This is a genomic window from Dokdonella sp. (assembly GCF_036518555.1).
In the GTDB taxonomy this organism is placed as follows: domain Bacteria; phylum Pseudomonadota; class Gammaproteobacteria; order Xanthomonadales; family Rhodanobacteraceae; genus Dokdonella_A.
In genome coordinates, this window is record NZ_DATDMY010000175.1 from 16,223 (window position 1) to 34,035 (window position 17,813).

Consider the following 17,813-nt stretch of genomic DNA (forward strand, 5'->3'; position numbering starts at 1 on the left):
GTGCGCGTCGCGGTCACCGGTGCCAGCGGGTTCGTCGGTCGGCATGTCGTCCGCGCGCTGCGCGCGCGCGGCGCCGGGGTGATCGCGCTGTCGCGCCACCCGGAAGCAGCGCTGGATGCGGGCGTGCAGGCCGTCGCGCTCGACATCGCCGAGGCAGGCAGCGATGCGTTCGATCGCATCGGTCGGCCCGACGCGCTCCTGCACCTGGCATGGGGCGGACTGCCCAACTATCGCGCGGCGCACCACCTCGAGCACGAATTGCCGCTGCACGCGGCGTTCCTCGAAAACTGCGTGCGCGGCGGCCTGCGACGGCTCGCCGTCGCCGGCACCTGCCTCGAATACGGGATGCGCTCGGGCGAACTCGAGGAGTCCTTGGTGGCGGAGCCGGTCGTCGCCTATGCCCGGGCGAAACACGCGCTGCACCGACGGCTCCAGGCGCTCCGCATGGAATCGCCGTTCGGCCTCGCGTGGCTGCGCGTCTTCTACCTCTACGGCCCCGGACAGGCGCCGACCTCGCTGTGGGCGCAATTGCGCGCTGCGCTCGCGCGCGGCGCGACGCACTTCGATCTCTCGCCGGGGGACCAGCTGCGCGACTTCATTTCGGTCGAGACCGCCGCGAACACGATCGCCACGCTCGTCACCGCGCACGCCGACCCCGGAACGGTCAACATCTGCAGCGGCGCACCCGTCACCGTGCTCGACACCGTGCGGGGCTGGCTGCGCGACGAGGAGCGCGACCTCGTGCTCGTTCCGGGGGTGCTGCCGTATCCTGACTACGAGCCGTTCGCGTTCTGGGGCAGCACGCGATATCTCGACGACCTGTTGGGTGCGACATGAGCGAGCTGGTGCGGCTCGAAGCGATACCGGTGTACCAGAACAAGGCATTCGGCAGCATCGCCGACGCGCTTGCATGCCCGCGCGGCGATCTCGTGCTCGTGCAGGACCCCGGCAGCGGCTTCGTCCGCAACCAGGCCTACGAACCGTCCTTGCTCGCGTACGACGACACTTATCAGAACGAACAGGGCAATTCAGGCGTTTTTCGCGCGCACGTCGCGACGGCGCTCGCGGTCGTCGGGCGGCATTTCGATCGCAAGCGGATCGTCGAAATCGGCTGCGGGAAAGGTCAGTTCCTCGCGGCGATGCTCGCCGCGGGCCATGACGCCTATGGCGTGGATCCCGCCTACGAAGGCGAGTCCGACCGCGTGATTCGCAGCGAATTCGGGCCTGCCACCGGCGTACGCGGCGAAGCGATCGTGATGCGCCACGTGCTCGAGCACGTGCCCGCGCCGGCCGAGCTCCTGCGCGCGGTACGCGATGCGAACGAAGGCGGACTCATCTACATCGAAGTGCCCTGCTTCGACTGGATCCTGCGCCGGCACGCGTGGTTCGACCTGTTCTACGAACACGTGAACTACTTCCGGGCGGACGACTTCGAGCGGCTTTTCGGCACGATTCTCGAGGCCGGGCACCTGTTCGGCGGCCAGTACATCTACGTCGTCGCGGCGCTCGATTCGCTGCGCGATCCCGCGACGGTACCAGCGCCGCCGCGCGAGGCGAAGCTGCCGCCGGACTTCTTCGCGGGCGTTGCGGCGTGCGCGGCGATCGCGCGCGACGGGCGCCCATGCGCCATCTGGGGCGCCGCCGCCAAGGGCGTGATGTTCACGCATCACCTGATCGCGCGAGGCGTACGGCCCGCGTGTGCGATCGACATCAATCCGGCCAAGCAAGGCACCTACCTGGCGGGAAGCGGACTGGGGGTGCTCCCGCCAGGGGACGCGCTGCGCCGGCTCGGAGCGCAGCCGCGCATCTTCGTCATGAATTCCAATTATCTCGAGGAGATCCGCGCCACGGGCGGCGCGGACCCCGACTACATCGCGGTGGACACGACATGAACGAGTTCGAACGGGAGATCGGCGAACGCCTGAGCGCCGCGGCTGCGAATGCGCGCTTGCGCGCCGATGCGCACGCATTCACGGTGTCCTCGATCGAGGCGAAGTACTCCTACAATTTCCACTGGCTCGGCCGGCCCGTGATCCAGTACCCGCAGGACATGGTCGCCCTGCAGGAGGTCATCTGGTCCACCAGACCGGATCTCGTGATCGAGACCGGGGTCGCTCACGGCGGCTCGCTGATCCTGAGCGCATCCATGCTCGCCCTGCTCGACTACGCGGACGCGGCGGCCACGGGCGACATCATCGACCCGCGCTCGCCGCGCCGTCACGTCGTCGGCGTCGACATCGACATCCGTGCGCACAACCGGCAGGCGATAGAGGCCCATCCGATGGCGCCCCGCATCGCGCTGCTGGAAGGATCTTCGACCGACCCGGCCATCGTGCAACGCGTGCGGCAGGCGATCGGCACCGACGCGCGCGTCATGGTCTGCCTCGACTCCAACCACACCCATGCGCACGTGCTCGACGAACTGCGAGCGTACGCGCCACTCGTCACTCCGGGGTGCTACTGCATCGTCTTCGATACGGTCATCGAGGACCTCGCGCCGGGCAGTTTCGGCGACCGACCCTGGGACGTCGGCGACAATCCCGCGACGGCGATCGCGGCGTGGATGCGCGAAAACGGGGATTTCGAACTCGACCGCGAGATCGACGCGAAGCTGCAGGTGAGCGTCGCGCGCGGCGGCTACCTGCGCCGACGCGACGTGGCTCAGCCGTCGCGCCGATAGGTGAGCGCGGTGATCTGCTCGGAGATCAGCCCGATCAGGAAGATGATCACCGATGCGCTGAACAGCAACAGGCTCATGTTCGTGAAGCGGTGCTGGGTGACGAAGGTCCACGCGTAGTAGCCGAGGCCGGTCATGAAGAACGCGAGGCTCGCCGGCACGAACAGCTTGAGCGGCGAGTAGAGCGTCGCGATCTTGAAGATGATGAGCAGGAAGCGGATGCCGTCGCGCAGCGGACGGATGTGGCTGCGGCCGATGCGCCGGGCGACAGGGACCGGTTCGTAGGCGACGGCATAGGCGCTGCGGAAGAACGCCATCGTGCAGGTCGTCGGATATGAAAACCCGTTCGGCAACAGGTGCAGGAACTCGCGGAACCTGTCGGCACGCACGGCCCGGAAGCCGGACGTGAGATCGGCGACCCTGAAGCCGGTCATGCGGCTCGCGAGCCAGTTGTAGAGCGTGTTCGCCAGGCCGCGACCCACACCGGCCTGCCCGGACCAGTCACGCGCGCCCACGACCATGTCGTAGCCCTGCGCGAGCCGGTCGAGCAGGCGCCCGATCAGTGCCGGATCGTGCTGGCCGTCCGCGTCCATGAATACGAGCACGTCGCCGGACGCTTCGCGCGCGCCACGCTTGATCGCGGCGCCGTTGCCCATCGAGTACGGTTGGCGAACGAGACGCACGCCGGCATCGGCGGCGATGCGCCCGGTGCCGTCGCTGGAGCCGTCGTCGACGACGATGACCTCGGCATCGGGCCAGGCTGCGCGCAGGCGCGGCAGCAGGCCGGCCAGCGCTTCCGCTTCGTTCTTGGCCGGCAGGATGATGCTGAGCATGGCCTCCCCGGCCGGATAACGTGATTTATTGTGTGAGCTGCCTCCCTATACTGCCGCCAGGGAGTATTTTCGGCAATGCATTTGGGGTAGATTCAGCTTTATACGACGGGGACTTGCACGGCATTTCTATGGCGACCCAGATGAATACGCCGCCGCTGGCGGGCCTCTCCGGCATCGCACGGCGGCTCGTCAGCGAAGGCATCCTCGCCGAGAACGACGCGCGCAAGGCCGTCGAGGACGCCGCGAAGGCGAAGATCCCGATCGGCGCCTGGCTGGTCGAGAACGGCCTCGCGCAGAGCCGCCAGATCGCGATGGCATCGTCGGCCGAGTTCGGCATGCCGCTGCTCGACGTCAACGCGCTCGACTTCAGCCAGCTGCCGCTGAACATCGTCAAGGAAGAACTGATCTCGAAGCACAAGGCGTTGCCGTTGTTCAAGCGCGGCAACCGCCTGTTCGTCGGCGTCGCCGACCCGACCAACCTGCGCGCGCTGGACGAGATCAAGTTCCAGTCCAACCACCTGATCGAGCCGATCCTCGTCGAGGACGGCGTGCTCGAACGCGCGATCGAACAGGCGCAGTCGGCGGCGAGCCAGAACATCACGGACATCGGCGACGCCGAAGGCCTCGAGAACCTCGAACTCGGCGCCATCGACGAAGACGGCGAACAGACCGGCGTCGATGCGACCGGCGGCGATGATGCGCCGGTGGTCAAGTTCGTCAACAAGGTACTCGTCGATGCGATCAAGCGCGGCGCGTCGGACATCCATTTCGAGCCGTACGAGACCGCGTATCGCGTGCGCTACCGCATGGACGGCATGCTGCGCGCGGTCGCTTCGCCGCCGCCCAAGCTCAGCCCGCGCATCTCCTCGCGCCTGAAGGTGATGAGCGGTCTCGACATCGCCGAGAAGCGCGTGCCGCAGGACGGGCGCATCAAGCTGAACCTGTCCAAGACCAAGGCGGTCGACTTCCGCGTCAGCACCTGTCCGACGCTGTTCGGCGAGAAGATCGTGCTGCGTATCCTCGACGGCTCCGCCGCGAAGATGGGCATCGAAAAGCTCGGCTACGAGGAAGACCAGAAGAAGCTGTTCCTCGACGCGATCGAGAAGCCGTACGGCATGGTGCTCGTGACCGGTCCGACCGGCTCGGGCAAGACGGTGTCGCTCTACACGGCACTGAACATCCTCAATACCGAAGGGCGCAACATCTCGACGGTCGAAGACCCGGTCGAAATCCGCCTCCCCGGCGTCAACCAGGTGCAGCAGAATACCAAGCGCGGCATGACGTTCGCGGCTGCGCTGCGTTCGTTCCTGCGCCAGGATCCGGACGTGATCATGGTCGGCGAGATTCGCGACCTCGAGACGGCCGAGATCGCGATCAAGGCGGCGCAGACCGGCCACATGGTGCTGTCGACGCTGCACACGAACGACGCGTCGCAGACGATCGCGCGCCTCATGAACATGGGCATCGCGCCCTACAACATCACGTCGTCGGTTTCGCTCGTCATCGCACAGCGCCTCGCGCGCCGCCTGCACGAGTGCAAGAAGCCGCTCGTGCTGCCGCCCGCGGCATTGCTCGCCGAGGGGTTCTCCCAGGCCGATATCGATTCTGGCATGCAGTTGTTCGACGCCGGCGGCTGTTCGGGCTGCAATGAGGGCTACAAGGGGCGTACCGGCATCTACCAGGTCATGCCGATGACCGAGGAGATCCAGAAGATCATCCTCGCCGGCGGCAGTGCGCTGCAGATCGCCGAGGAAGCGCGGCGCGTGGGCATCCGCGACCTGCGCCAGTCCGCGCTGCTCAAGGTCAAGCAGGGCGTCATCAGCCTCGCCGAAATCAACCGCGTCACCAAGGACTAAACCATGGCCACCGCAACCGCCGCAGCCGTCAAGGCAAAAGCCGCCACTGCCCAGCGCGGCAAGGCCCGCGCCCAGGTCAGCGACATGCAGACCTTCACCTGGGTCGGCCTCGACAAGCGCGGCATCAAGATCAAGGGCGAGTTCGTCAGCAAGAACGTCGGCCTGGTCAAGGCCGAGCTGCGCAAGCAGGGCATCAATCCGCAGGTCGTCAAGCCGAAGGCGAAGCCGCTGTTCGGCAAGGGCGGCAAGGCGATCACGGGCCGCGACGTCGCCATCTTCAGTCGCCAGCTCGCGACGATGATGTCCGCAGGCGTGCCGATGGTGCAGGGCTTCGAGATCGTCGCGGGCGGGCAGAACAACCCGCGCATGAAGGACATGCTGACCGACATCAAGACCGAAATCGAGGGCGGCTCCGCGCTGCACGAAGCGCTCAACAAGTACCCCGTGCAGTTCGACGAACTGTTCGTGAACCTGGTCAAGGCCGGCGAGTCGGCCGGCGTGCTCGACACGGTGCTCGACACGATCGCGACCTACAAGGAGAACATCGAGAACATCAAGGGCAAGATCAAGAAGGCGATGTTCTACCCCGCCGCGGTGCTCGCGGTGGCCGTGATCGTCGCATCGATCCTGCTGATCTTCGTGATTCCGCAGTTCGAACAGGTGTTCAAGAACTTCGGTGCCGATCTGCCGGCGTTCACGCAGATGCTCGTGACGATCTCGCGCTTCATGGTGTCGTACTGGTGGATGGTGTTCGGCATCTTCGGCCTGTCGGTGTTCGGCATCATCATGCTCTACAAGCGTTCGGACAAGTTCGCCCATCTCGTCGGACGCATGCTCCTCAAGCTTCCCGTCGTCGGCGAGATCCTGCGCCAGTCGGCGATCGCGCGCTTCGCGCGCACGCTCGGCGTCACGTTCAAGGCGGGTGTCCCGCTCGTGGAAGCGCTCGACTCGGTGTCGAATGCGACCGGCAGCGTGGTCTACAACGATGGCGTCAAGCGCATCCGAGAAGACGTCGCGGTAGGCCACCAACTCCAGCTCGCGATGCGGCAGACGGCCCTGTTTCCGAACATGGTCACGCAGATGGTCGCGATCGGCGAGGAAGCGGGTGCGCTCGATGCGATGCTGTTCAAGATCGCCGAGTTCTACGAGACCGAAGTCAACAACGCGGTCGATGCGCTCTCGAGCCTGCTGGAACCGCTGATCATGGTGGTCATCGGCGTAATGGTCGGCAGCATGGTCGTCGGCATGTACCTGCCGATCTTCAAGCTGGGTGCCGTCGTCGGCTGACGTCGTCCCGTCTCCCGGATGAATGCCCTCGACTGGCTGGCCGAGCCCGCTGCGCTGATCGTGTTTGCGGGCCTGCTCGGTCTGCTCGTCGGCAGCTTCCTCAATGTCGTGATCCTGCGCCTGCCGCGCCGCCTCGAACACGAGTGGCGCGAGCAGGCGCGCGAGATCCTCGCGACGGATGCGGGTGCGGTGGGCACTGCGGATGCTTCGGCCTGTACCGCGGAGTACGCGTATCCGGCGCCTGACAGCGATGAGGACGCGCATGCGACAGCGCAAGCGGACATCGCGCCGCGCGTCCCCGAGACCGGCGTCGACGTCGTCGAAGCGCCGCTTCCGGCGGCCGATGGTGCGCGCGAGGTGCCGCCGCCGGACCTCGTCTTCACGGCCTCGCATTGCCCGCACTGCAAGCACCCGCTCTCGCCGCTCGAGAACATCCCGCTGCTGAGCTGGCTCGCGTTGCGCGGACGATGCCGCCACTGCGGCGCGCCGATCTCATGGCAGTACCCGCTGGTGGAGCTCCTCAGTGCGCTCGCGTCGGCGGTCGTCGCGTGGCGTTTCGGATTCGGCCCCGCGCTCGCCGCGGCGCTCGTGTTCACGTGGATCCTGATCGCCGCATCCGGCATCGACGTGCGCACGCAGCTTTTGCCCGACCAGCTCACGTTGCCGTTGCTGTGGCTCGGCCTGCTCGGTTCGCTGGTGCCGTTGTTCGTCGATCCGTCGGCGGCGATCGTCGGCGCGACGGTCGGTTACCTCAGCCTCTGGTGCGTGTTCTGGCTGTTCAAACTCGGCACCGGCAAGGAAGGCATGGGCTACGGCGACTTCAAGCTGCTCGCCGCGCTCGGCGCGTGGATGGGTGCGACGAGCCTGCTGCCGATCGTGCTGCTCTCGTCGCTCGTCGGCGCGATCGTCGGCGGCATCGCGCTCGCCGCCAAGGGGCACGACCGCAGTACGCCGATCCCGTTCGGCCCGTTCATCGCCGCCGCGGGCTGGCTGTGGTTCGTGTTCGGACGCGAACTCGGCGAACTCTACGCGACACTGTTCGGCCTCGTCTGACGACGGCCTGCGCGCACCGGAGAGGAACGAATGACCTTCGTCGTCGCGCTCACGGGCGGGGTAGCGAGCGGCAAGTCGGCTGCGGCGACCCGGTTCGCCGCGCGCGGCGTCCACGTGATCGATGCCGACGTCGTCGCACGCGAGCTGGTCGAACCGGGCCAGCCCGCGTTGCGCGAGATCGTCTCGGCATTCGGCGCCGACGCACTGCGGTCCGACGGTACCCTCGACCGCCGCGCGTTGCGCGAACGCGTGTTCGCGGACGCCGCGGCGCGGCGTCGCCTCGAGGCGATCCTCCACCCGCGCGTGCGCGACGTGCTGCAGCAGCGCGCCCGTGCGCCGTGCGACGGCTACGCGATGGTCGTGGTCCCGCTGCTCGCCGAGCACGCCGGCGAGTACGCCTGGGTCGATCGCATCCTCGTCGTCGACGTGCCGCGCGAGGTCCAGCTCGCCCGGCTGCTCGCGCGCGACGGCGTGTCGCCGGCGACCGCGGAGGCGATGCTCGCCGCGCAGGCGACCCGGGAGCGGCGGCTCGCGATCGCCGACGACGCGATCACCAACGACGGCAGCCTTGCCGATCTGGACACCGCGGTCGGCGTACTGCATGAGCGCTATCGCGCGATGGCGTCGGCCGCGAACCGCAGCGCCGTACCCTGACTCGCGCGAATCAGGATCGGCCGCGCAGCAGGAAACCGACGCCTGCCGACGCGGCGTCGACGACGACCGTGACGAATCGATAGGCGAGCGCGACGACGAGCGCGTTCGCCTCGCCCAGCGCGGGCCCGAGCCCGACCACGAGCGCCGCTTCGCGAACGCCTATCCCGGCGGGCGCGCCGGGCATCACGTAGCCGAGCAACCACGCCAGTGCGAGCCAGCCGCACCAGCTCGCGATCGAAAGCCCGCCCCCCGGGGGGCCGAGGCTGCGCAACGCGAACGTTGCGAGCACCATGAACGAAAGATGGATCGCGAACACGAAGGCCGTACCGCGCACCACGTCGAGCATCGCGACGCGCCGAGTGACGCGTCGCACGTACACCGATACGACCCATGCCCCCATGATCGGCAACAGCCACGCGATCCACGCGAGCCCGCGCGCCCATGGCGCGATCGTCGACACGCGCGGCTCGGCGACGATGCCGATCGACAACACCGCCGCGCTCGCGCTGACCAACGCCGTCTCCATGCCGAGCGCAAGCGCGAGCGGCGCATGACCGACCCCCGCCTTGCGCGCGGCGACGTGGCGATACGCGAGATGGAACACGTTGCCCGGCAGGTACTTCGCGAGTTGCGAACGCAGGTGCGACGCGTAGAGCGGCGCGAACGGGACGCGCTCGCCGGTGGCCAGGCGAACGAGCGCCACCCAGCCGACGCCGAGCAACGCCGCCGCGGCGGCGTAGCACGCGCACGCGACCACGAATGCGCGCACACCGATCCGCTCGAACCCGTCGCCGATCGATGTCCCGAGCGCGTATCCGCGCCCCAGCAGGAAGACGACCGCCACGCAGCACAGCAACGTGCCGGCGATCCGCGCCGCACGGCGAAGCGCGTTCAACGTCGCTTGCACAAGACCATGGTCCACGGCAGAGGCGAACGCACCCTCACGATCTCGAAGCGGCGCGCGACCAGTTGCAGGAACGCCGCTCGTCCCCAGTGATTGACGTGCCCGGGCGTATTGCCGAGCGCGCCGAGATACTTGCCGCGCGCCATGTTGAGCGCGCGCCAGATCGGTTCGCGCGGCACGCTGGCCAGGAGATGCGGGCGAGCGAGCTCCGCCAGCACGTCGATCGCCCGCGCGGGATCGTCGACGTGCTCGAGTACCTCGCAGCAGACGACCAGCGGTGCCGCCTCCGCTTTCGCGTCGATCGATTCGATCGATTGCGGCCAGAACGCCGCTTCCACGCCTGCTGCGCGCGCGCGCCGCCGTGCTTCCTCGATGATGTCCGCCGAGATGTCGCAGCCGCGCACGCGGAATCCGCGCTTCGCGAGACGGATCGACAGCTCGCCCTCGCCGCAACCGATCTCGAGCGCATCCGCGACCGGTACGTCCTCGACCAGCGCGTCGAACGCGTCGAGGAACCCGCGCATGAGCCGCCGCGCGATCGGATTCGCGGTGCCGTACTTGTCGTAGTAGTTGCCGGCCGTCGGCGCGCGGCGAGTCACGGCTGCGGCCCTCGGTCGCGCAGGCTCTTCACATCCGCCTCGACCTGGCGCAGGCGCCAGTCGATTCCCTCGAGGAGTCGGCGGTTGACCGACGTGAGGTCGGCGATGAAGCCGAGCATGAACAGCAGGAAGCCGATCGTCACCGACGCGGCGGCGAGCACCGCGGACTGGACGTGTCCGGCACCTTCGCCGAGCAGCATGTGCGCCACGTACCACGCGCCGAGCAGCACGCCGGTGAAGAGGAAGAAGCTCGCGACCAGGCCGAAGAACGCGAGCGGACGATAGGTCGCGAAGATGCGCACGATCGTCGCGGCGGAGCGCCACACGTAGTGGCGCATGCTCTTCACGAGCCGAGAAGGGCGCAGGTCCGGATTCGTGCGCACCGGCACGGACACGACGCGGATGTTGCTCTGCCCCGCCTGGATGATCGTCTCGAGCGTGTAGGTGTAGGAGCTGAACACGTTGAGGCGCTGCGCCGCCTCGCGCGTGAGCGCGCGGAAGCCGCTCGGCGCGTCCGCGACCTGCGTTCGGCTCGCCACGCGCACGACCCAGCTCCCGAGCCGCTGCAAGCGCTTCTTCGACCGCGAGAAATGCTCGGTGTCGGCGATCGGCCGCGCGCCGACGACCATTTCGGCGCAGCCCTCGATGATCGGGCGCACGAGCGTTTCGATATCGCGCGCGTCGTATTGGTTGTCCGCGTCGGTGTTGACGATGACGTCGGCGCCGAGCGCGACGGCGGCCTCGAGCCCGGTCATGAACGCTGCGGCAAGGCCGCGATTCACCGGATGCCGCACGACGTGGTCGACGCCGAGCTGCCTCGCGACGTCCGCCGTTCCGTCGACCGAGCCGTCGTCGATGACGAGCCATTCGACGCGCTCGAAGCCGGGCACGATGCGCGGCAGCTGCGGAATCGTGTGCTTCAGCGATTCGCTTTCATTGAAGCACGGAACCTGCACGATCAGTCTCACGCGCATTCCCCTCGCGTGGGCGCACGTCGCCGCGCCACGAACAGCTGGTTGGCACCGCCGAGGAAGCGTCGATACGCGGCGATCTCGAGGCGCTCGCGCTCGGCGAGCGCGCACAAGGCCGCGCGATCGAGGAGCGCCTCATGCTCCTCGCTCGCATCGCGGCTGAAGACGCCGATGCGCGCACCGAGATCGTGGACGAATTCGTAGGCCGGGTGGGGTGTCGTCAGCACGACGCAGCCGCCGGGTCGTACCCTGCCGGCCAGTTCGCGCAGGAACGCGTCAGGCTGTGCGACGTGCTCGATCACGGCGAGGCACGCGACCGTGTCGAAGCATTCGCCGTCGGGCACCGCGGCGAGGAACCGGTGGTGCGGATGCCGGCGCCGCGCGATCGCGAGCGCATCGGCGTCGACGTCGAAGCCGACGTAATCGGCGGCCGCGACATGGGCGGCCAACGCACCGGAGCCGCAGCCGTAATCGAGCACGCGCCCGCGCAGCCAGGGCGCGACCGCGCGGATGCGGCGATGGCGCAGGAACGGCGACAACAGGCCTTGGGTTCCCTGATCGGACATGGCACCTGGCGGATGGTGGCGACGCAGAGGCGGCGCGACGGGCGCGGCAACAGCACAATCTAGCAACGCTTCAATCGAGTGTCACGGAGACACGTCACGCCCACAGGCCGCGAATCGCGGCAATTCCCTGCGCACCCGCCATCCATGCGGCATCGATGTCCTCGCCCTCCATTCCGCCGAGCGCGTAGACCGGCATCGGCGCGTGCGCGACGAGATCCGCGAAGCGCTCCCATCCGAGCGCCTCGGCCTGCTCGTGGCCGGGCGTCGGCAGCACCGGCGACAGCGTCGCGAAGTCCGCGCCGACGCGCACGGCGTGCAGGAGCTCCGCGGCGTCGTGACAGGAGACGCCGAACCAGCGATCGGGCGGCAGCGGACGCTGCACGAGGTCGGCGGCGAGTCGCGCGGGCATGTGCACGCCATCGAGGCCTAGCACCATCGCGAGCTGCACGTCGCCGTTGAGTAGCAGGCGCGTGCCGTGCTCGTGGCAGATCGCCCGCGCACTGCGCGCTGCCTCAGCGAGGCGGGCGCGCGGCCAGTGCGGCTGGCGCAGCTGGATCAGGCGCAGGCCGCGGCGGCAGGCGCGCTCGATGCCGGCCGTCAGTTCGCCCAGCTCGTCCGGCGAGGTTTCGGGCGTGATCAGGTAGCGATCGGGCAGTTCAAGCGCGGCGATCACGGGTCGATCGGCGGGCGGCATCGCGACCTGCGGCAGCGCGCTGCGCTCGACCCAGGCCAGCGCCTGGCCCTCGTGCGGATGCGGCACGCCGGACCACGCGGAAACCCGCCAGACGTCGAGCAGGATGTCCTGCTCCGGATAGCGGTGCGGCACCGCGATCAGCGGGCGCGCCGACTCGACGACCACGCCGATCTCTTCGCGCAGCTCGCGCGCGAGGGCATCGACCGGAGCCTCGCCGGCGTCGCACTTGCCGCCCGGGAACTCCCACAGCCCCGCGAGATGCTTGCCCGCAGGTCGGCGCGCGAGCAGCACGCGGCCGCCCGCATCACGCAACACGCCCGCTACGACGTGGATCGATGCCGGCACGGCAGGCTCAGACGAGCTTGCCGTGGCACTGCTTGTACTTCTTGCCCGATCCGCACGGACACGGATCGTTGCGCCCGACCTTCGGCGCATCGCGCAGCTGCGGCGTGCCGACGTTCGGCATCGGCGCCGACTCCGCTTCGGGCAGGGGCTCGCCGACACCGAGACCGGTCGCCTCGGCGTGCTGGAACTGCATCGCGCGCGCCTGCATCTCGGCCTGGCGGCGCTGCTGTTGTTCCATCGCTTCCACTTCCTGCTCGCTGCGGATGCGCACGCGCGCGAGCAGCTGCACGATCTCGAACTTGATGCGACCTAGCATGCCTTCGAACAACTCGAACGCCTCGCGCTTGAACTCCTGCTTCGGCTGCTTCTGCGCGTAACCGCGCAGGTAGATGCCCTGGCGCAGGTAGTCCATGCTCGCGAGGTGCTCCTTCCAGCCATTGTCGAGCACGGACAGCATGACGTGCTTCTCGAGGCCGCGCATGACCTCGGACCCGAGCATCGCTTCCTTCTCGCGGAACAGCCGGTCGACGAGTTCCTGCACGTGCTCGAGCACATCGCCCGCGTCGGCGTCTTCCTGCTGGTCGAGCCACTGCTTGAGGCCCGTCTGCAGGCCGAACTCGGAGGCAAGCTCGGTTTCGAGGCCGGCGAGGTTCCATTGATCGTCGATCGAATCGGCGGGCACGTAGCGACGCACGACGTCGGCGATGACGTCCTGGCGGATGATCCGGATCGTCTCGGCGACGTCGGCGCTGTCGAGCAGCTCGTTGCGCTGCTGGTAGATCACCTTGCGCTGGTCGTTCGCGGTGTCGTCGAACTCGAGCAGGTGCTTGCGGATGTCGAAGTTGTGCGCCTCGACCTTGCGCTGCGCCTTCTCGATCTGCCGGCTGACCATGCGATCCTGGATCGCGTCGTCCTCCTTCATGCCGAACATGCGCATCATGCGTGCGACGCCCTCGCCCATGAAGATGCGGATGAGGTTGTCCTCGAGCGACAGGTAGAAGCGGCTCGAACCCGGGTCGCCCTGGCGACCGGAACGCCCGCGCAGCTGGTTGTCGATGCGCCGCGACTCGTGACGCTCGGTGCCGATGATGCGCAGGCCGCCGAGTGCGATGACTTCGTCGTGCCGCTTCTGCCATTCGACCTTCACGCGCTCGCGCTCGGCTTCGGGCACGTCCTCGCCGAGCGCGTGCAGCTCGGCCTCGAGGCTGCCGCCGAGCACGATGTCGGTGCCGCGGCCGGCCATGTTGGTCGCGATCGTGATCGCCTTCGGGCGGCCCGCTTGGGCGACGATGTGCGCTTCGCGCTCGTGCTGCTTGGCGTTGAGCACCTCGTGCGGCACGCCCTTCTTCTGCAGCAAGCCCGAGAGCAGCTCGGACATCTCGATCGAGGCGGTGCCGACGAGCACGGGTTGGCCGCGCTCGTAGCTCTCCTTGATGTCCTCGACGATCGCGTCGAACTTCGGCTGCTGCTTGAGGAACACCACGTCGGCTTCGTCCTTGCGGATCATCGGCCGGTGCGTCGGAATGACGACGACCTCGAGGCCGTAGATCGACTGGAACTCGTAGGCTTCGGTGTCCGCCGTGCCGGTCATGCCGGACAGCTTCTTGTACATGCGGAACAGGTTCTGGAACGTGATCGACGCGAGCGTCTGGTTCTCGCGCTGGATCGGCACGCCTTCCTTCGCCTCCACCGCCTGGTGCAGGCCGTCGGACCAGCGCCGGCCCGGGAGGGTACGGCCGGTGAATTCGTCGACGATGATGACCTCGCCGTCGCGCACGATGTAGTCGACGTCGCGCTGGTACAGCGCGTGCGCGCGCAGCGCGGCGTTGAGGTGGTGCACGACCGCGATGTGCTGCGAGTCGTAGAGGCCCTCTTCCTCGCCGATGATGCCTTCCTTGCGCAGCAGCTGCTCGGCGTGCTCCATGCCCTCCTCGGACAGGTGCACCTGCTTCTGCTTCTCGTCGACGTAGTAGTCGCCCGGCTCGGGCGGGTCGCCCGGCTTGCTCTCCTTGAGCTGCCGCGTCATGCGCGGCACGATGCGGTTGACCTTCACGTACAGCTGCGGCGACTCGTCGGAAGGCCCCGAGATGATCAGCGGCGTGCGCGCCTCGTCGATGAGGATCGAGTCGACTTCGTCGACGATCGCGTAGTGCAGGCCGCGCTGGTAGCGCTGCTCGGCCGACAGCGCCATGTTGTCGCGCAGGTAGTCGAAGCCGAATTCGTTGTTGGTGCCGTAGGTGATGTCCGCGGCGTAGGCCGCGCGCTTGTCGCCGTGATCCATGCCCGGCCAGACGACGCCGACGGTCATGCCGAGGAACGTGTAGATGCGGCCCATCCAGGCCGAGTCGCGCTTGGCGAGGTAGTCGTTCACGGTGACGACATGCACGCCCTTGCCTTCGAGCGCATTGAGATAGACCGGCAGGGTCGCGACGAGCGTCTTGCCTTCGCCCGTGCGCATTTCGGCGATCTTGCCGTTGTGCAGGACCATGCCGCCGATCAGCTGGACGTCGTGGTGGCGCATGCCGAGTACGCGACGGGACGCTTCGCGCACGGTCGCGAACGCTTCGGGCAGCAGGCTGTCGAGCGTTGCGCCCTCGGAAAGGCGGCGGCGGAACTCGTCGGTTTTCGCCTGCAGTCCGGCGTCGGACAACCCCTTGAAGTCCTGCTCGAGCGCGTTGATCTGCGCCACCGACTTGCCGAGCTGGCGCAGAACGCGTTCGTTGCGGCTGCCGAAGATGCGCGTCAGGAAACTGTTGAGCATGGGTCGTCTTGGTCGGAACGGGGGAATGAGAGGCGGTTCATGGAGCGCCCGGCCGGGGATGGCCGGCGTGCCCTCCCGCGACGGAGAGTCGTGGAAAAACAAACCAACCGCCGATGATACGGCGGCCTCTCGATACACGCCAGCTTGAGGCGGCGGGACGGCCTTTCAACCGTCCCACGTCGACCGCCTGGGTGCCGCGGGAAGGATCAGGCGCGGCTCGCGCGGGTCGATTTCACGTACACCATCGGGTTGACCGGGCGTCCGTTGTACCAGACCTCGAAGTGGCAATGCGGACCGGTCGAACGGCCGGTGGAGCCGACGCTCGCGATCGCCTGCCCGGCGTGGACGCGCTGGCCCGGCGTCGCGCTGATCGCGGAATTGTGCGCATAGCGCGTCATGTAGCCGTTCCCGTGATCGATCTCGACCACGTTGCCGTAGCCGGCGCGCACGCCCGTGTAGGTGACGACACCGTCGGCGACCGCGTTGACGGGCGTGCCCTCGGGCGCCGCGAAATCGACGCCCATGTGGATCGCCTGGTGGCCATCGAACGGGTCGGAGCGATCGCCGAAACCCGACGCGATGTAGCCCTGGCTCACCGGCATGCCGCTCGGCAGCAGCTGGTTGTCGATCTTGCGGTCGCGCAGGAGGTTCTCGAGCACGTCGAGCTGGGCCTGCTGGCGGTCGAACTCGGCGCGCAGGTTGTCGATGCCGCTCTGCAGCGGCAACGGCATCGTCACTCCCATGGCCGGCTCTTCCGGGCCGCCGACCGCGGGGTCGCCTGCGAAGTCGAATTCGCCGTCGTCGAGCTTGCCGACCTGGGTCAGGCGTTCGCCGAGGGCGTTCAGCCGCGTCGCCTGTGCCTGCAACTGCCCGAGCTGGGCGGCGAGCGCGTCGATGTTGCGGCGCGAATCCTGGTCCAGCGAAGCGAGCTGCCCGCGCTGGGCGGCGATCGCCGCGCGCATGTCCGCGACTTCGCGCAGGTCGCGCGCGCGGGGGCTCGCGAGAAGGTGGGCACCGAGGGCGCCGATTCCGAGCAGCACGAACGCACAGGCGGCGAGCGCGGCGACGAGCAGGTGGCCATGGCGGCCGGACAGGTCGATGCGCCATGGCAGCGCGTGCGCATTGCGGACGATAATGATGTTCATGTGCTCGGCCGGGTTCTCGTTCTGTCGTGTCGCCAAAACGCAATCCCATCCCAGGAACCGAGGCTGGCCCTCGGCCCGCCACGGAGTGCATCGCCCTCGGCGCGCTCGCGGATCGCGCGCGCGCTCTGGATGCGCTGGATGAAAGACTGCGCCGCCTCTTGCCCGCCGCGACCGCACGCGAGACGCGGCTCGCAGACGTGCGCAACGGACGAATTGTCTTTCTGGCGTCCAGTCCGACCTGGGCGAGCCGGCTGCGGCTGCATCAAGCAGCCTTGCTGGCTGAAGCCCGTACCGCGCTCGGCGGTACCGTCGAACGTTTCGCCGTGAAAGTGGCGCCCTTGCCGACCGTTCCCCCGGACCCGACAAAGCCTAAACCGCTTTCCGCCGCCACCGCCCGCCATTTGCGAACGACAGCGACAGCCCTCCGGGACCCTGAACTCAGGGCCCTCTATCTCCAACTGGCGTCCATCGCCGCTGATGATTCCTAGGAGCCGGGGCGGCTCCTATCCCCGCTTCGTGCTTCCTTGGCGGAAGCTTTTCTTCTTCTGGTCATGCCCACCCGGGCTCTTACGACCCGTGGTGTCGCGGCCGCGCCGCCGTAACTGCCCGACGCGCGACCTGGCCGGTCTTCGTGCCGGCCACCCGGTCACCCTACCGGGAGCCGGATGTTCGTTTCGCGATGCGGTTCGCCTTTCCAATCCTCGGCGGCCGCCCGCGCGCGCTGCCTCAGACCGCCTGCGCCGGATGGGCGTAGGAGATCGGTGCCGCGCTTTCGTCCTCGAAACTGACCTCTTCCCACGCCGTCGCATCCGCGAGCAGCGTGCGCAACAGCTTGTTGTTCAATTCGTGGCCCGACTTGTAGCCGTAGAACGCGCCGATGAGGCTGTGGCCGAGCAGGTAGAGGTCGCCGATCGCATCGAGGATCTTGTGCTTGACGAATTCGTCCTCGTAGCGCAGGCCATCCTCGTTGAGCACCCGATAGTCGTCGAGCACGATCGCGTTGTCCATCGATCCGCCGAGGGCGAGGTTGCGCTCGCGCAGGTACTCGATGTCGCGCATGAAGCCGAACGTGCGCGCGCGACTGACTTCCTTGACGAACGAGGTGGTCGAGAAGTCGATCTCGCTCGTCGAGGTGCGCTTGGTGAACATCGGGTGGTTGAAATCGATCGAGAAACCGACCTTGAAACCGTCGAACGGCTCGAACCGGGCCCACTTGTCGCCGTCGCGGACGGTGACCGATTTCTTGATGCGGATGAAGCGCTTGGCTTTCGCCTGTTCCTCGATGCCCGCCGACTGGAGCAGGAACACGAACGGACCGGCGCTGCCATCCATGATCGGCACTTCGGGGGCCGACAGGTCCACGTACGCGTTGTCGATGCCGAGGCCGGCCATCGCCGAGAGCAGGTGCTCGATCGTAGCGATGCGGACGTCGCCCTTCACGAGCGTCGTGGAAAGACGCGTGTCTCCC

General features: G+C 67.9%; 17 protein-coding genes. 8 read left to right on the plus strand and 9 right to left on the minus strand.

From position 1 onward, the window contains the following. From VI238_RS10150 to VI238_RS10160, 3 genes are read left to right on the plus strand one after another with little or no spacing between them, the layout of a single operon-like run. Entirely contained in the window at positions 1–837 is an 837-nt protein-coding gene (locus VI238_RS10150; protein ID WP_331650961.1) for an NAD(P)-dependent oxidoreductase, read from the plus strand. Continuing rightward, entirely contained in the window at positions 834–1,892 is a 1,059-nt protein-coding gene (locus VI238_RS10155) for a class I SAM-dependent methyltransferase (protein ID WP_331650962.1), read from the plus strand. The genes VI238_RS10150 and VI238_RS10155 overlap by 4 nt, the downstream gene beginning before the upstream one ends. Further along, positions 1,889–2,680, plus strand: a complete 792-nt coding sequence (locus VI238_RS10160) for a cephalosporin hydroxylase family protein (RefSeq protein WP_331650964.1) — start codon at positions 1,889–1,891, stop codon at positions 2,678–2,680. Before VI238_RS10155 ends, VI238_RS10160 begins: the two co-directional genes overlap by 4 nt. Here the strand turns inward: VI238_RS10160 and VI238_RS10165 are convergent. Beyond that, entirely contained in the window at positions 2,662–3,510 is an 849-nt protein-coding gene (locus VI238_RS10165; protein ID WP_331650966.1) for a glycosyltransferase family 2 protein, read from the minus strand. The genes VI238_RS10160 and VI238_RS10165 overlap by 19 nt on opposite strands. Positions 3,511–3,650: 140 nt before the next feature. On the opposite strand from VI238_RS10165, the gene pilB reads away from it, so the two are divergent. Genes pilB through coaE form a run of 4 tightly spaced genes read left to right on the plus strand, consistent with a single transcriptional unit; the run spans position 3,651 to position 8,360 of the window. After that, positions 3,651–5,366, plus strand: a complete 1,716-nt coding sequence (gene pilB, locus VI238_RS10170) for a type IV-A pilus assembly ATPase PilB (RefSeq protein WP_331650968.1) — start codon at positions 3,651–3,653, stop codon at positions 5,364–5,366. A 3-nt stretch (positions 5,367–5,369) separates the two neighbouring features. After that, entirely contained in the window at positions 5,370–6,653 is a 1,284-nt protein-coding gene (locus VI238_RS10175) for a type II secretion system F family protein (protein WP_331650969.1), read from the plus strand. An 18-nt stretch (positions 6,654–6,671) separates the two neighbouring features. Beyond that, on the plus strand, positions 6,672–7,706 hold the full coding sequence (locus VI238_RS10180) for an A24 family peptidase (protein WP_331650971.1): 1,035 nt from the start codon (positions 6,672–6,674) through the stop codon (positions 7,704–7,706). A 30-nt stretch (positions 7,707–7,736) separates the two neighbouring features. Then, positions 7,737–8,360, plus strand: a complete 624-nt coding sequence (gene coaE / locus VI238_RS10185; protein ID WP_331650974.1) for a dephospho-CoA kinase — start codon at positions 7,737–7,739, stop codon at positions 8,358–8,360. Between the two features lie 10 nt (positions 8,361–8,370). Here coaE and VI238_RS10190 read toward each other — a convergent pair whose 3' ends face one another. The 7 genes from VI238_RS10190 to VI238_RS10220 all read right to left on the minus strand — a co-directional run bounded on the left by VI238_RS10190 (position 8,371) and on the right by VI238_RS10220 (position 16,345). Then, complete coding sequence (locus VI238_RS10190; protein ID WP_331650975.1) at positions 8,371–9,255, minus strand: hypothetical protein; 885 nt, start codon at positions 9,253–9,255, stop codon at positions 8,371–8,373. Then, the gene (locus VI238_RS10195) at positions 9,252–9,863 is read right to left on the minus strand and encodes a class I SAM-dependent methyltransferase (protein WP_331650976.1); all 612 of its coding nucleotides are present in this window, start codon (positions 9,861–9,863) and stop codon (positions 9,252–9,254) included. The genes VI238_RS10190 and VI238_RS10195 overlap by 4 nt, the downstream gene beginning before the upstream one ends. Beyond that, the gene (locus VI238_RS10200) at positions 9,860–10,831 is read right to left on the minus strand and encodes a glycosyltransferase family 2 protein (protein ID WP_331650978.1); all 972 of its coding nucleotides are present in this window, start codon (positions 10,829–10,831) and stop codon (positions 9,860–9,862) included. The genes VI238_RS10195 and VI238_RS10200 overlap by 4 nt, the downstream gene beginning before the upstream one ends. Beyond that, positions 10,828–11,400 (minus strand): class I SAM-dependent methyltransferase, encoded by a 573-nt coding sequence (locus VI238_RS10205; protein WP_331650979.1) that lies wholly within the window; start codon positions 11,398–11,400, stop codon positions 10,828–10,830. Before VI238_RS10205 ends, VI238_RS10200 begins: the two co-directional genes overlap by 4 nt. Before the next feature lie 94 nt (positions 11,401–11,494). Beyond that, positions 11,495–12,439, minus strand: coding sequence for a Nudix family hydrolase (locus tag VI238_RS10210; RefSeq protein ID WP_331650980.1), 945 nt, complete (start codon positions 12,437–12,439; stop codon positions 11,495–11,497). A gap of 7 nt (positions 12,440–12,446) precedes the next feature. Then, positions 12,447–15,200: a preprotein translocase subunit SecA gene (secA, locus tag VI238_RS10215; RefSeq protein WP_331650982.1), complete on the minus strand. Its 2,754-nt coding sequence runs from the start codon at positions 15,198–15,200 to the stop codon at positions 12,447–12,449. A 206-nt stretch (positions 15,201–15,406) separates the two neighbouring features. Further along, positions 15,407–16,345 carry a M23 family metallopeptidase gene (locus VI238_RS10220; RefSeq protein ID WP_331650983.1) on the minus strand — a complete coding sequence of 313 codons (939 nt, stop codon included), beginning with the start codon at positions 16,343–16,345 and terminating at the stop codon, positions 15,407–15,409. A 26-nt stretch (positions 16,346–16,371) separates the two neighbouring features. On the opposite strand from VI238_RS10220, the gene VI238_RS10225 reads away from it, so the two are divergent. Then, positions 16,372–16,833, plus strand: a complete 462-nt coding sequence (locus VI238_RS10225; RefSeq protein ID WP_331650984.1) for a DciA family protein — start codon at positions 16,372–16,374, stop codon at positions 16,831–16,833. Between the two features lie 238 nt (positions 16,834–17,071). On the opposite strand, the gene lpxC is transcribed toward VI238_RS10225, so the two are convergent. Then, positions 17,072–17,813: UDP-3-O-acyl-N-acetylglucosamine deacetylase (lpxC, locus tag VI238_RS10230; protein WP_331650986.1), on the minus strand; the 742-nt coding region annotated here is incomplete at its 5' end.